At 66.5% G+C, this 13470-nt stretch carries 13 protein-coding genes; 10 read left to right on the top strand and 3 right to left on the bottom strand.

Annotation, left to right across the window (positions count from 1 at the left end; translation table 11 throughout):
• Positions 1-26 precede the first annotated feature (26 nt).
• The 9 genes from proB to ACYX4S_RS15775 all read left to right on the top strand — a co-directional run bounded on the left by proB (position 27) and on the right by ACYX4S_RS15775 (position 9571).
• Positions 27-1244, top strand: coding sequence for a glutamate 5-kinase (proB, locus tag ACYX4S_RS15735; RefSeq protein WP_293719020.1), 1218 nt, complete (start codon positions 27-29; stop codon positions 1242-1244).
• Complete coding sequence (locus ACYX4S_RS15740; RefSeq protein ID WP_476360891.1) at positions 1237-2520, top strand: glutamate-5-semialdehyde dehydrogenase; 1284 nt, start codon at positions 1237-1239, stop codon at positions 2518-2520. Before proB ends, ACYX4S_RS15740 begins: the two co-directional genes overlap by 8 nt.
• Positions 2520-3164: a nicotinate-nucleotide adenylyltransferase gene (locus tag ACYX4S_RS15745; RefSeq protein WP_476360892.1), complete on the top strand. Its 645-nt coding sequence runs from the start codon at positions 2520-2522 to the stop codon at positions 3162-3164. Before ACYX4S_RS15740 ends, ACYX4S_RS15745 begins: the two co-directional genes overlap by 1 nt.
• A gap of 202 nt (positions 3165-3366) precedes the next feature.
• Positions 3367-3777 (top strand): ribosome silencing factor, encoded by a 411-nt coding sequence (gene rsfS, locus ACYX4S_RS15750; RefSeq protein WP_293719023.1) that lies wholly within the window; start codon positions 3367-3369, stop codon positions 3775-3777.
• A 139-nt stretch (positions 3778-3916) separates the two neighbouring features.
• The gene (rlmH, locus tag ACYX4S_RS15755) at positions 3917-4399 is read left to right on the top strand and encodes a 23S rRNA (pseudouridine(1915)-N(3))-methyltransferase RlmH (RefSeq protein WP_293719035.1); all 483 of its coding nucleotides are present in this window, start codon (positions 3917-3919) and stop codon (positions 4397-4399) included.
• A 316-nt stretch (positions 4400-4715) separates the two neighbouring features.
• Complete coding sequence (locus tag ACYX4S_RS15760) at positions 4716-6170, top strand: murein hydrolase activator EnvC family protein (protein WP_476360893.1); 1455 nt, start codon at positions 4716-4718, stop codon at positions 6168-6170.
• Positions 6167-7501: a S41 family peptidase gene (locus ACYX4S_RS15765; protein ID WP_293719039.1), complete on the top strand. Its 1335-nt coding sequence runs from the start codon at positions 6167-6169 to the stop codon at positions 7499-7501. The genes ACYX4S_RS15760 and ACYX4S_RS15765 overlap by 4 nt, the downstream gene beginning before the upstream one ends.
• 267 nt (positions 7502-7768) lie before the next feature.
• Positions 7769-8947 (top strand): divergent polysaccharide deacetylase family protein, encoded by a 1179-nt coding sequence (locus ACYX4S_RS15770; protein WP_476360894.1) that lies wholly within the window; start codon positions 7769-7771, stop codon positions 8945-8947.
• 132 nt (positions 8948-9079) lie between these two features.
• Positions 9080-9571: an RNA pyrophosphohydrolase gene (locus ACYX4S_RS15775; protein WP_293719042.1), complete on the top strand. Its 492-nt coding sequence runs from the start codon at positions 9080-9082 to the stop codon at positions 9569-9571.
• Here ACYX4S_RS15775 and queG read toward each other — a convergent pair.
• Together queG and ACYX4S_RS15785 are read right to left on the bottom strand one after the other, a co-directional pair.
• Positions 9561-10820, bottom strand: a complete 1260-nt coding sequence (gene queG / locus ACYX4S_RS15780) for a tRNA epoxyqueuosine(34) reductase QueG (RefSeq protein WP_476360895.1) — start codon at positions 10818-10820, stop codon at positions 9561-9563. The genes ACYX4S_RS15775 and queG overlap by 11 nt on opposite strands.
• Positions 10718-11410: a glutathione S-transferase family protein gene (locus tag ACYX4S_RS15785; RefSeq protein ID WP_422067690.1), complete on the bottom strand. Its 693-nt coding sequence runs from the start codon at positions 11408-11410 to the stop codon at positions 10718-10720. Before ACYX4S_RS15785 ends, queG begins: the two co-directional genes overlap by 103 nt.
• Positions 11411-11567: 157 nt before the next feature.
• On the opposite strand from ACYX4S_RS15785, the gene ACYX4S_RS15790 reads away from it, so the two are divergent.
• A complete protein-coding gene (locus tag ACYX4S_RS15790) occupies positions 11568-12374 on the top strand; it encodes an undecaprenyl-diphosphate phosphatase (protein WP_293719048.1) in 807 nt (268 codons plus the stop codon).
• On the opposite strand, the gene ACYX4S_RS15795 is transcribed toward ACYX4S_RS15790, so the two are convergent.
• On the bottom strand, positions 12359-13381 hold the full coding sequence (locus ACYX4S_RS15795; protein WP_476360896.1) for a helix-turn-helix transcriptional regulator: 1023 nt from the start codon (positions 13379-13381) through the stop codon (positions 12359-12361). The genes ACYX4S_RS15790 and ACYX4S_RS15795 overlap by 16 nt on opposite strands.
• Between the last annotated feature and the right edge of the window lie 89 nt (positions 13382-13470).

A 13470-nucleotide genomic window follows, 5' to 3' on the forward strand; every position in this document is an offset into this window, starting at 1 on the left:
GTTCCTTTCATGAAGTGAAATCGGACATGTCCAGCATTGCTCCCTCGTCCACGGCCGAAACGGGCCGGCTTTCCAGCTACAAGCGCATCGTCGTCAAGATCGGCTCCGCGCTGCTCGTCGAGAACGGCAAGCTCAAACGGGCCTGGCTCGACGCGCTGGCCGAGGACCTTTCGCGACTTGCACGCGGCGGCGCGGAGCTGATCGTCGTTTCGTCGGGCGCCATCGCCCTCGGGCGTGGCGTTCTCTCGCTGCCGAGCGGCGCGTTGAGGCTCGAACAGGCCCAGGCGGCAGCCTCCGTCGGGCAGATCGCTCTGGCACGGGCCTATGCGGAGGCCCTCGGCGCGCGCGGCATCGTGGCGGGGCAGGTGCTGCTCACACTCGGCGACACCGAAGAGCGCCGGCGCTATCTCAACGCACGCGAGACGCTGGGTACCCTGCTCAAGCTCGGCGCGGTGCCGATCGTCAACGAGAACGACACGGTCGCCACCTCCGAAATCCGCTACGGCGACAATGACCGGCTCGCGGCACGTGTCGCCACCATGGCAAGCGCCGACTGCCTCGTGCTGCTGTCCGACGTGGACGGCCTCTACACCGCGCCGCCGGCGCAAGATCCGGACGCCGTGTTCCTGCCGGAGGTGGCCGCCATTACCGCCGAGATCGAGGCGATGGCCGGTGCCGCGGGCTCGGAACTGTCACGCGGCGGCATGCGCACCAAGATCGACGCCGCGAAGATCGCGACCTCGGCGGGCACCGTGATGGTCATCGCCAGCGGCAAGGAGCTCAACCCGCTGGCACGGATCGAGGACGGGGCCAGGGCCACGTGGTTTGCGGCCCGCTCAACGCCCGCAAGCGCGCGTCACGCCTGGATCGGCGGGCATCTCGAGCCACGCGGAACGCTTCAGGTGGACGCCGGCGCGATCAGGGCCGTCGTCTCGGGCAAGAGCCTCTTGCCGGCGGGCGTGAAGGCGATCGAGGGCGAATTCTCGCGCGGCGACACCGTCAGGATCGTGGATCCCGACGGACGTGACATCGGGCGCGGTCTTGTTGCCTACGATCACCCGGAGGCACTGTTGATCATGGGCCGCAACAGCCGCGAGATAGAGACGATCCTCGGATACGCGGGCCGCGCGGAAATGATCCATCGCGACGATCTCGTTCTGAGCGATCACACGCTCGGCGCGACAAAAACAAGCGACATGCACAAGACGCAAGACAACACTCAGGGGAGCGAAGGCAATGCTTGAGCGGGTGGAAACAACGGCGGATATCGCCGGTCTGATGAACGGAATCGGCAGGCGCGCGCGCAAGGCGGCGCGCAAGCTGGCCACCCTGCCGTCCGCGCAGAAGAACGAAGCCCTTTGGGCCATGGCAACGGCCGTGCGCGCGAAGCGTGCGGAGATCCTTGCCGCCAATGCCCTGGACGTGGAGGCCATGACCGCCAACGGCCAGACTGCGGCATATCTCGACCGGGGCCGGCTGGACGACGAGCGCATCGAAGCCATCGCGCAGGGGCTTGAGGCCATTGCCGCCCTCGCCGACCCTGTCGGCGAGGTGACCGCCGCATGGGATCGCCCGAACGGCCTGAAGATCGAGCGTGTGCGCACGCCGCTGGGTGTCATCGGCGTCATCTACGAGAGCCGGCCCAACGTGACGGCCGATGCCGGAGCATTGTGCCTGAAGGCGGGCAACGCGGTGATCCTGCGCGGCGGCTCGGACACAATCCGCTCCAACCTGGCACTCCATGCGGCTCTTGCGCATGGACTTGCGGAGGCCGGCCTGCCGGAGGACGCCATCCAGGTGGTGCCGGTGACCGATCGCGCCGCCGTCGGCGAGATGCTCAAGGGCCTGGAAGGTACGCTCGACGTGATCGTGCCGCGTGGCGGCAAGAGCCTCGTGGCACGCGTTCAGGCCGATGCGCGGGTTCCCGTGTTCGCCCATCTGGAGGGTCTGTGCCACCTCGTGATCGACAAGGCGGCCGACCGCGACATGGCGGTGGAAGTGGTTCGCAACGCCAAGATGCGCCGCACCGGCGTGTGTGGCGCGGTGGAAACGCTGCTTGTGGACCGCGCTGTCATCGCCACCCATCTCGAGCCGATCTGTCGCGCGCTGATCGAGGCCGGCTGCGAGATCCGTGGCGACGAAACCGTATGCGCCGCCATTCCCCAGGCCGTGCCCGCACGCGCCGAGGACTGGAGCACGGAGTATCTGGACGCCATCGTCTCGATCAAGGTCGTAGACGATCTGGAGGCCGCGATCGACCACATCGAGGCCTATGGCTCGCATCACACGGACGGCATCATCACGGACGATCAGGCGGCGGCGGAACGCTTCTTCGCCGAGGTCGATTCCGCGATCCTCACCCACAATGCCTCGACCCAGTTCGCCGACGGCGGCGAGTTCGGCATGGGAGCGGAGATCGGCATCGCCACCGGACGAATGCATGCGCGCGGCCCGGTCGGCGTGGAGCAGCTCACGAGCTTCAAGTACCGTGTTCGCGGTACGGGACAGGTGCGACCCTGATGGTGACGCGCGGCGGCGGGGACGTCGCCGACAGCCATCTGCGCATTCCCTACGCGGAGCGGGGAAACCGGATCGGTCTGTTCGGAGGATCGTTCAATCCGCCGCACTCCGGGCACAGGCTCGTCGCGGACATTGCGTTGAAACGCCTCCGCCTCGATCAGGTCTGGTGGCTGGTGACACCGGGCAACCCGCTCAAGGACCACAGCGGGCTTGCCGACCTCGGCACGCGCGTCGCGAAGGTGAAGCAGCTTGCCCGCCATCCGGCGATGCGGGTGACCGCACTCGAGGCGGGACTCGGCTCGAGCTTCAGCGCGCGTACCATCGCCCGGCTCAAGGCCCTGCGGCCGGGCCTTTCCTTCGTCTGGGTAATGGGGGCCGACAATCTCGCCGGTTTTCACCGCTGGCAGGACTGGCGGGGCATCATGGAGAGCGTTCCGGTGGCGGTCGTCGACCGGCCGGGAGCAACCCTGTCCGCCGTTTCGGCGCCGGCCGCGCAGGCGTTTGCGCGCCATCGCTGGCCGGAGACAGCGGCGGCACGGCTTGCAGGCGCCTGGCCGCCGGCCTGGGTGTTCCTGCATGGCCCGCGCGATCCGGCCTCGTCCACGGACCTGCGCCGGCTTGCTGAGCCCGGCCAGGAGGCCTGAAACAAGCTCGACGTTGCGGAAGATTGCGGGCGACCGCAAGGAAGCGTCTTGAAAACGCCACCAAGCAACGTCACTCTATATCTTGCGTCAGGGAGTCGCGCATTGTCGCGATATGGCGTAAAGGACTTGCCCCGGCGGCGGCCATGACGGCTTCCGTCGATGGTCGGTCCGAAACACGGCACGAAAGGCATAACGTCTGAGCATGACCTTTGAAAGCGAGGGGGCGTCCTCCGCCACCTCCCACTCCGCAGCCTCCGGCACGCCGCAGCGTGCGGACCTGCTTGAAACCGTCCTTGCCTCGCTGGAGGATTCCAAGGCAGAGGACGTCGTCACCATCGACATCACCGGCAAGTCGCCGATGGCCGATCAGGTCATCGTGGCCTCCGGTCGTTCCCACCGCCACGTGGGCGCGATCGCCGATCACCTGCTGCGTGACATCAAGGACGCCGGACATGGCGGAGCGCAGGTCGAGGGCGTGCCCCAGTGCGACTGGGTTCTGATCGATGCGGGCGACGTCGTCGTCCACGTTTTCAGACCCGAGGTTCGCGCCTTCTACAACATCGAAAAGTTGTGGTCGGCCGATCTGACGGCACCGGTGCACTACTCCGGCTGACGCCGGGCGTGCTTGGCGGTGGCCCCGGCCGGCCTGACCGGTCGGCGGGAAAGAAGTGCGCGCTTGCCGGCTTGTCCCGGGACCGCCGACAGGCGAAATCGTCCGCGGGTCGCCCCATACCCGCGCCATACGGACTCCGATGCGTTTTCACATTGCCTGCATCGGCCGGCTGAAGGCCGGCCCCGAGCGTGATCTCTTCGCGCGCTACACGGACCGGGTCGGCAAGGCCGGACGCGCGCTTTCGCTTGGCCCGATCGAGATCAGCGAGATTGCCGAGTCGCGTGCCCAGCGCGCCGCCGACCGCAAGGACGAGGAAGCGCGGGCGCTTCTCGCCGCCATACCGGCCGGGGCACTCATCGTGGCACTCGACGAGACGGGAAAGACGGTCTCGAGCGAGACTTTCGCCGAACGCATCGCCGACTGGCGCGACTCCGGCGTCTCCGACCTTGCCTTCGCCATCGGCGGGCCCGACGGCCATGGCGCGGAGCTGCTCGCGGCCGCGCGCATGACGCTTGCCCTGGGGCCGATGACCTGGCCGCACCAGATCGCGCGCGCGCTGATTGCGGAACAGGTCTACCGTGCCATCACGATCCTCGCAGGACACCCCTATCATCGCGCCTGAACGTCTCGCCCCGACAAGCAGACGGTCAAATGACGCGGCATGAGTTCGCCGAAAGCGGCCCCTAAACGTCAGGGAATTGCCCGTATTCCGCCCCATTCTTCCTCTAGGGCTTGCATGGCAGGCAGGAGATGAGGGTTTACCTTTCATTAGGGTTGACGGTTCGTTAACCCGGCTGGGGCAAGCTCACCACGATTTTGTCGCTCGCGATCGAGGCTCCTTCGAAGCCCGTGAAGACGACCGGGCGAAAGCTTGCGCCGCAGGGCGCGGGCCGGGGTGGTGGATGCACGAGAACCAGAACGGACTCCTGCGAAGAAACATGAGACCGGGACGCGCGCCCGGTCACAGTCGTGCTGTTGCCGGGCTGATGGCCGCGGTGATTGCAACGGGTGTCGCCACCATGACGGCGGGCGTGCCCTCAAGCGACGCCTGGGCCCAGGACGGGGCCTCCGCCACGTCCGACGCCGCGCAAGGGCTTGAAGGCACGACGATGGACGACGGCGCCGCGGAACAAGGCGGCGAAACGACCGGGAGCGTGGCGGACGATCTGACCGCCCCCGATGCGAAACTCTCCCTGGCCGAGCGAAAGGCCAGACGGGAAGCGGAACTGGCCAGATTGTCGGAGAACCTTTCGCTTTCGAGCGACAGGCAAGCAACCCTGGCCCGCGAGATACGCGCCATCGAGCGTGATCGACAGGCTCTGAACGCCGATCTGCTGCGCACGGCGCAGCGCGTGACGCGCCTGGAAGAGCAACTGGCGGCGACCGAGGACCGGTTGCGCCGCCTGGGAGAGAACGAGGACAAGGTGCGCGCCTCGCTGGTCGAACGTCAGGATGTTCTGGCCGAGGTCCTTTCCGCCCTGCAGCGGATCGGACGTCACCCGCCGCCTGCGCTTGCGGTGCGGCCGGAAGACGCTCTGTCCGCCGTGCGCGGCGCGCTGCTTCTGAACGCGGTGATGCCGGATCTCAACCTGGAAGCCCAGGCGCTGGCCAGTGACCTGGCCGCCCTGCGCCAGCTCAAGGTATCGAGCGCGGCGGAACGCGACCGGCTGGTCGAGGATGCGCGCCGGCTCACCGAGGAGCGCACGCGCGTGGAACTTCTCGTGGCGTCGAAGCGCCGCGAGCGCGAGACAAGCGAGGCGCAGCTCTCCGACGAACAGGCGCGTTCGGAGGAACTGGCGCGTCAGGCGGGTACGCTGAAGGAGCTCATCGCAACGCTCGAGAGCGAAATCGAGAGCGCGCGACGGGCGGCTGAGGAAGCGCGAACGGCCCGACCGGGCGGCAGGGACGTTGCGGGACGCAACGACCCCGGGCGTCTCGCCCCGGCCATGCCGTTCGTCGAGACGAAAGGCACGCTGTCCATGCCGGTCACCGGCGCCGTGATGCGCGATTTCGGTGTGGACGACGGTTTTGGCGGACTGACGCAGGGGCGCTCGATCGCGACCCGCGCAGGCGCCCAGGTGGTTTCGCCCGCGGACGGATGGGTGGTCTACGCCGGCCCGTTCCGATCCTACGGCCAGGTCTTGATCCTGAATGTCGGCGACGGATATCATATCCTTCTTGCGGGCATGGACAGGACGAGCGTCGAGCAGGGGCAGTTCGTTCTTGCCGGCGAACCGGTTGCCGCGATGGGTGAAACGCGTGTGGCAAGCGCGGCAACACTTGATCTTTCGGCGCCCCAGCCGGTGCTTTATGTAGAGTTCAGAAAAGACGGCGTTTCGATCGATCCCACCGCCTGGTGGGCTCGGCCCGAAGAGGAAAAGGTTCGCGGATGATTCGGAAAGCTTCCCTCCTGCTGGTTGGCGCGCTCATCGGGGGCGCGACTGTGACCGCCCTTTCGCAGATGCCGGTGCGTGTAAGCGGTGTTGCCAATGCGGCCGCCTCGGACACCTATCGGCAGTTGAACCTCTTCGGCGACGTGTTCGAACGCGTTCGCTCCGACTATGTCGAGGTTCCCGACGACGCGGCGCTCGTCGAGTCCGCGATCAACGGCATGTTGAGCTCGCTCGACCCGCATTCGAGCTACCTGTCGCCGAAGCACTATCGCGACATGCAGGTGCAGACGCGCGGCGAGTTCGGCGGGCTCGGCATCGAGGTCACCATGGAAGACGGCCTGGTGAAGGTCGTCACCCCGATCGACGACACGCCGGCCTACAAGGCCGGTGTCCTTGCCGGCGACCTCATCACCCATCTCGACGGGGAGCAGGTGCAGGGCATGACGCTCTCCGACGCGGTCGAGAAGATGCGCGGCCCGGTCAACACCGAGATCGAACTGACCATCCGCCGTGACGGTCAGGCCAAGCCGGTGAAGCTCGATATCACGCGTGACGTGATCCGCATCCGCTCCGTGCGTCACCGTCAGGAAGGGGACGTGGCCTATGTGCGCGTGACCCAGTTCAATGAGCAGACGTACGACGGCGTCAAGGACGCCATGGACGAGATGGCCGAGAAGATCGGCAAGGACAAGCTCAAGGGTGTCGTGCTCGACCTGCGCAACAACCCGGGCGGATTGCTCGATCAGGCCATCGCGGTGTCGGACGCCTTCCTCGAGCGGGGCGAGATCGTCTCCACCCGCGGACGCAACACCGCCGAAACGCAGCGCTACAACGCCCGCTCCGGCGATCTGGCCGAGGGGCTTCCGGTAATCGTGCTGATCAACGGCGGCTCCGCTTCCGCCTCGGAGATCGTGGCCGGCGCCCTGCAGGACCACAAGCGCGCGACGATCCTGGGCACCCGCTCCTTCGGCAAGGGGTCGGTGCAGACCATCGTGCCGCTTGGCGCCAACGGAGCGATCCGCCTCACGACGGCCCGCTACTACACCCCCTCGGGCGTGTCGATCCAGGCCAAGGGCATCACGCCGGACATCGAGCTTTTGCAGAAGCTTCCCGAGGAGCTGCAGAGCGAGGTTGTCGAGACCAAGGGCGAGGCCGGGCTGAAGGGCCACCTCACCGGTGACGGTGAGGAAGCCTCGGGCAGCCAGGCCTATGTTCCGCCGGACCCGAAGGACGACGTGCAGCTCAAGTTTGCCCTCGACCTTCTCAACGGCGTGCAGGTCAACAGCGCCTTCCCGCCGGTGGGCGACGAGAAGGCCCAGGTCCCGAATTGAGGCCACCGGCCTGACGGTTCCGGCGCCCGGTCGTGCTCCTGCGGGAGACATGGCCGGGCGCCGCGTGATTCATGCCCTTGCGTTTCTGCGCGGAGCCTGGCGATGTCCCGGATCGGCACAATGCGGTTGGGACGAATCGCGAATTGGTCTAGATCTTGGTGGTGGAGCGTGGAAGATCGACCCCGCGCCCACGGACAGCGGTGGCGAACGACCCCGCCGAGAGGACGCGACCGTCGTCTTGACGGATGCAAACGCGAGAGCTGAACGATGGCGGGGAATGACCTGTCGGCTCCGCTGGGGCTGGGCAAACGTAGATACTTCAATCTTCCCCTGGGGCTGATCGGCGCCGGCCTCATTGCCGTTCTGGGAACCGGCGTGCTCGTCTGGATCAGTGCGGTCGATGATCCCTTCGGTGGCGAGCCAACGGCCACCGTTCCCCTTGAGCGGTCCATCGACGGTCTTTCGGCCCGCGATTTCGGCGTGGTCGAGATCCGGCCTGCCCTCAACGACGGGCTGTCCGATCCTGACGCGGCGCGTGCGGCGCGCGAGGAGAAAGGGCTCGGCCCCCGCTTCGAACCCAAGAACGTCGCCGAGACGGCCGATACACCGCCCGTGCAGACCCGACAGGCGAATGGTGGTCTGTCGATCCGTCCCGATGCACGCGTGACCGAGCGCGGCCCGCACGGCGATCTGCCGATCGTGTCCGACCAGGGCTTGCGACCGCTCGACATCTATGCCCGCCCGGCAAGCGAGACCTATACTTCCGTTCCCAAGATCGCGATCGTGGTCGGCGGCCTCGGCCTGTCACAGACCGGCACGCAGAACGCCATCGAGAAGCTTCCCGCCGACGTGACGCTCGCCTTCGCGCCCTATGGCTCCAGCCTTGACCGCTGGATGCAGAAGGCACGCCAGGAAGGTCACGAGCTTCTCATGCAGCTCCCCATGGAGCCGTTCGACTATCCCGATAACGATCCGGGCCCGCACACCCTTCTCGTCAATCACACGAACCAGGAAATGACCGACCGTCTCTCCTGGCTTCTGGCCCGCATGACCAACTACGTCGGCGTCATGAACTACATGGGCGCACGCTTCACCGCGTCCGAGCCCTCGCTGCAGCTCTTCATGAAGGAAGTCACGAGGCGGGGGCTGATGTATGTCGATGACGGCACGTCTTCGCGCAGCACCGCGGCTGCAACGGCGAGTGGTCTGCGCACGCCCTTCTCGCGCTCGGATATCGTCATCGACGATGTTCCCCGTCCCAAGGACATCGCCGCACGGCTGCTGCAGCTTGAGGGAACCGCCCGCGCGCAGGGAATAGCGGTTGGCGTGGCGACGGCGTTGCCCGTCACCGTCGAGGAACTCGTGCGCTGGTCGAAGGATCTCGAGGAACGCGGGCTGCAGCTCATCCCCGTCAGCGCGTCGATCGACCGAAGCCGCCAGCCCTGACGGGCGGTGGCTGCGACAGATGCCCGCGACCGGTGTTCGTGACAGTCGGACCCGATTGAACGCCCCCCGCCCTCCGGTCTATCAAGAGCGCATCCAGACGCGTTCGCGCGCCCGTCCAGCACGAGGCCCCTCATGCCCACCTCCCGCCCCTACCGGCCCTGTGTCGGCATCATGCTCCTCAACGCCCAGGGTCTCGTGTGGATCGGAAAGCGCGAGCCCTCCACCGGCACAGACCCGCAATTCTGCTGGCAGATGCCCCAGGGGGGAATCGATGCCGGCGAAGACCCTCTCACGGCCGCTCGCCGGGAGCTGTACGAGGAAACCTCGGTGCGCTCCGTGAGCCTCGTGGCCGAGGCGCCAGGCTGGTTCGACTACGATTATCCCGCCGACGTACAGGCCAACAAGCGGACCGCGAAATACCGTGGCCAGACACAGAAGTGGTACGCCTTCCGCTTCGAGGGCGAGGAGAGCGAGATCGATATCCTGACCCCGCCGGACGGACACCGTCCGGAATTCTGCGACTGGCGCTGGGCCAACGCGAGCGAGGTTCCAGGGCTTGTGATCCCGTTCAAGCGTCCGGTTTACGACAAGGTCATGCGCGCCTTTTCGCCCTTCACCGCTTGAGGGTGTTCAAGGCGGAGGCCCATTCCGCCAGGGCGTCCGGGTCCCTCTCGGCGGGAGCGAATTCGGCGTGAAGGGCCTGGAGCCGCTCTGGCCGCTCGAGACGGGACAGCGCCCAGACGGCCGCGCCGCGCACCAGGGCGGATTCGTCTTGAAGCAATGACGCGACCTTCTCGCGCAATGCCTGATCCGCCGAGTTACCTGCCGCGATCAGCACGTTTCGCAAGAAACGGTCGCGGCCGATGCGCTTGATCGGCGAGCCCGAGAACAGGGTCCGAAAGCCCGTGTCATCAAGGTCCAGCAGGCTCGCCAGATCCGGCGCGCGCAAATCGTCACGCGCCACAAGCTTCGCCTCCCGGGCGGCCTGCGCGAACTTGTTCCACGGGCACGCGGCCAGACAATCGTCACAACCGTAGATGCGGTTGCCCATCGCAACACGAAACCGCTCCGGGACAGGCCCCTTGTGCTCGATGGTGAGATAGGAAATGCAGCGGCGCGCATCGAGCCTGTAGGGCGCGGGGAAGGCGTCGGTCGGACAGGCGTCGAGACAGGCCCGGCAGGAGCCGCAATGATCCCGCTCGGGTTCGTCCGCGGGCAAAGGCAGATCGGTGAAGATCTCCGCAAGGAAAAACCAGGACCCGAGCCGGCGTGAGACGAGGTTGGTGTGCTTGCCCTGCCAGCCGAGCCCGGCGGCCTCCGCAAGCGGCTTTTCCATCACCGGGGCCGTGTCGACGAAGACCTTCACCTCACCAGCATGACCCGCGCGACGCGCGTCGGCGAGCAGGTGCTGGGCCAGTTCCTTGAGCTTGCCCTTGACCACATCGTGGTAGTCGCGGTGGCGCGCATAGACGGAAATCGCCGCCCGGTCGGGACGGGACAGCACGGCTAGCGGGTCCTCGTCGGGGCCGTAGGAAAAGGCCAGCGTGACAATCCGGAGGGCGTCCGGCCAGAGCGCGCGCGGCGCACCGCGACGCTCCGCCGTTTCCTCCATCCAGTCCATCGTCGCGTGATGGCCGTCCGCCAGGAAACGCTCCAGACGCGCCGGCGCTTCCGGGATGCCGCGTGCATCGGCAATCTTGCAATCGGAGAAGCCGAGGCGTTCCGCCTTCGTGCGGAGCGAGGCGACCAGACGCTCGCCAATGCGTGGGGTCAGAAGTCCAGGTCCGCGTAGCTCGCCGCCGCCGGCATCCCCAGGATCTTTTCCGCCAGAAGCGGGCGGAAGCTTGGCCGGGATTTGATACGGGCGTACCACGCCTTCACGTTCTCCTCTTCCGCCCATGGCACTTCCCCGAGATAGTCGGCGCAGGACAACTCCGCCGCCACGGCGAAGTCGGCAAAGGTCAGCCGGTCGCCGCCGAGCCAGTTCCGCGTCGCGGCAAGGTAGCCGAAGTACCTCAGGTGGTGCCCGATGTTGGCGCGGGCAACCCGGAGCACGGCCGAATCAGGCGATCCGCCTCCGACCGAGGCCGCCATCTCCTGCTTGTAGATCCGCTCGCGCACAAAGGGACCGACCACTTCGGAATCGAGCTTGTTGAGAGCCCAGTCGACCAGGCGACGCGTCTCCGCGCGCGCATCGGGATGATCGGGCATCAGGCGGCGATCGCCGACGGCATATCCGCGCGTTTCGTCAAGATATTCCATGATCGCCAGCGCGCCGCAGACCGGCGGGCCGTCGTTTTCCTGCAGCACCGGAACGGTGCCGGCCGGATTCAGGATAAGGAAATCCCGCCGGCGCTCCCAGGGGCGCTCGGTGGCGAATTCCGTCTTCGCGCCGTATTCGGCCAGCACAAGCTGGACGAAGCGGGAGGCCGGCGAGAAAGGGTGGCGATAGAGGGTCAGCATAACAGGATCGTAACCGAACACGGTTAATCAAACGATGCGCTTGTGCGCCGCGAGCGGCCCGTATACGCCGAGCGGACGCACTGCACAACGCGGCTGTGGATGGCAGTGCGGCACGATCGGCGCCTTGCCATGGGCCGAGCCCAGGAGATTTTCAGGAATGACTTCTGACACGATTGTCGGCGCCCTCGTTCTCGGCCTCGTCGAGGGCCTCACGGAGTTCATCCCCGTTTCCTCAACGGGACACATCCTTCTACTTGGACATTTCATCGGATTCGACAGCACCGGCAAGACGTTCGAAGTGCTGATCCAGCTTGGGGCGATCCTGGCGATTCTCACTGTCTACGCCCAGCGCCTGACGCGTATCGCGCTCGCCCTGCCCAGCGATGCCAATGCAAGGCGCTTCGTCGCGGGTATTCTGCTCGCTTTCCTGCCGGCGGCCGTGATCGGCGTCCTGGCACACGGTTTCATCAAGTCCGTCCTGTTCGAGTCGCCGGCCCTCATCTGCACAACGCTTCTGGTCGGCGGCATCATCCTACTCTTCATCGACAGGATGCCGCTCAAGCCGCGCTACAGTGATGCCATGGACTATCCGCTCTGGCTGTGCCTTGCGATCGGCTTCTGCCAGACGCTCGCCATGGTGCCCGGCGTATCGCGCTCCGGAGCGACCATCGCGGGCGCGCTTCTGCTCGGCACGGACAAGCGCTCGGCGGCCGAATTCTCCTTCTTCCTCGCAATGCCGACCATGGCAGGCGCCTTCGCGTACGATCTGTTCAAGAACCGCAACGCGCTTTCCTTCGATGACCTGACACTGATCGCGATCGGCTTCGTCGCGGCCTTCGTGACTGCTGTCTTCGTCGTGCGCGGGCTGCTGGACTTCGTCACCCGGCACGGCTTCGCTCCCTTCGCCTGGTGGCGCATTGCCGTCGGCCTGGCGGGCTTTGCCGGGCTCTATTTCGTCGGCTGACGCTGGCTGGGCACATAGGCACCGGCCATCGCGGCGAGTTCGTCCGCAAGGCGGGTTCTAAGGTCCGGTGGCGACAGAAGCTCCGCGCCAGGCCCCAGCCAACGTGCCAACGGCAGGATGATCGCCGGATCGTGGCTCGGTATGCGCACATGCAGCCGACCGGGTCCGGCCGGCTCCACGGTGGCATGGCGGTAGTACCAATCGCGGGCCAGGCGCCCCGCCTGTGCCTCCCCCATTTCCAGAACGCTTACGGTTCCCTCGTCCTCCCAGCGGCGCATGGCGCGTGACAGCCACTTGCGCCCGATCTGGCTTTCCACAGACAGATCGGCACGGGAGCGAAATCCCATGCCACTCACCACCGCCTCGCGGACCCGGTCGGCCCGCATGAAGCGCTCGCCATCCTGATCGACGTCGTGGCCATAGAGATACCAGCGGTCCCGGTCGAAGAGGATGCCATGCGGCTCAAGGTCGAACTCGGCGACCCGCCCCCTGTAAGGGTTTTCATGCGACAGTCTCACCCGGCGACCCGTAAGCATTCCGTTCAGAAAGGCGTCCACGGCCGCCTGCATCCGGCCGGGATGCACGGCATCCGGCTCGGGATGGAAGATGTCGACAGGCGGCTTCTCGATCCCGACGATACGGCTGCCTTGTGCAAACACTTCACGCGCCGGACGCGGCAGGGACGCAAGGAGCTTTGCCTGAGCCGTATCGAGGTCGGAGAGCAGCGGTGTCGCATTGAGACCACGGGCAAGAGCCAGGGCAACGAGAAGGGCCGCCGTCTCGCTGCGTGTCAGGGCGACCGGCGGCTGCAGAAAATCGCGGGCAAGCCTGTACCCGCCGTCCGTTCCTCGTTCGGCCTCGACCGGAATGCCGAGCGCAAGCAGGCGGTCCACATCCCGGTAGATCGTGCGCACGGACACCTGGAATCGCTCGGCGAGTTCCGCCGCGCTGCGCTGGCCACCGCTCAGCAACAACAATAGCCCGAGCGCCCGTTCGATCGCGTTCATGCCGTTTCCCCTCCGCCGGTCACCCGCGCACCGGATGCGTCCGGCACACCTATTTTCGTCCTTGCGACATGAGAGGCAAACAAACCTGA

This window comes from Stappia sp. ABD4_338, assembly GCF_056312175.1.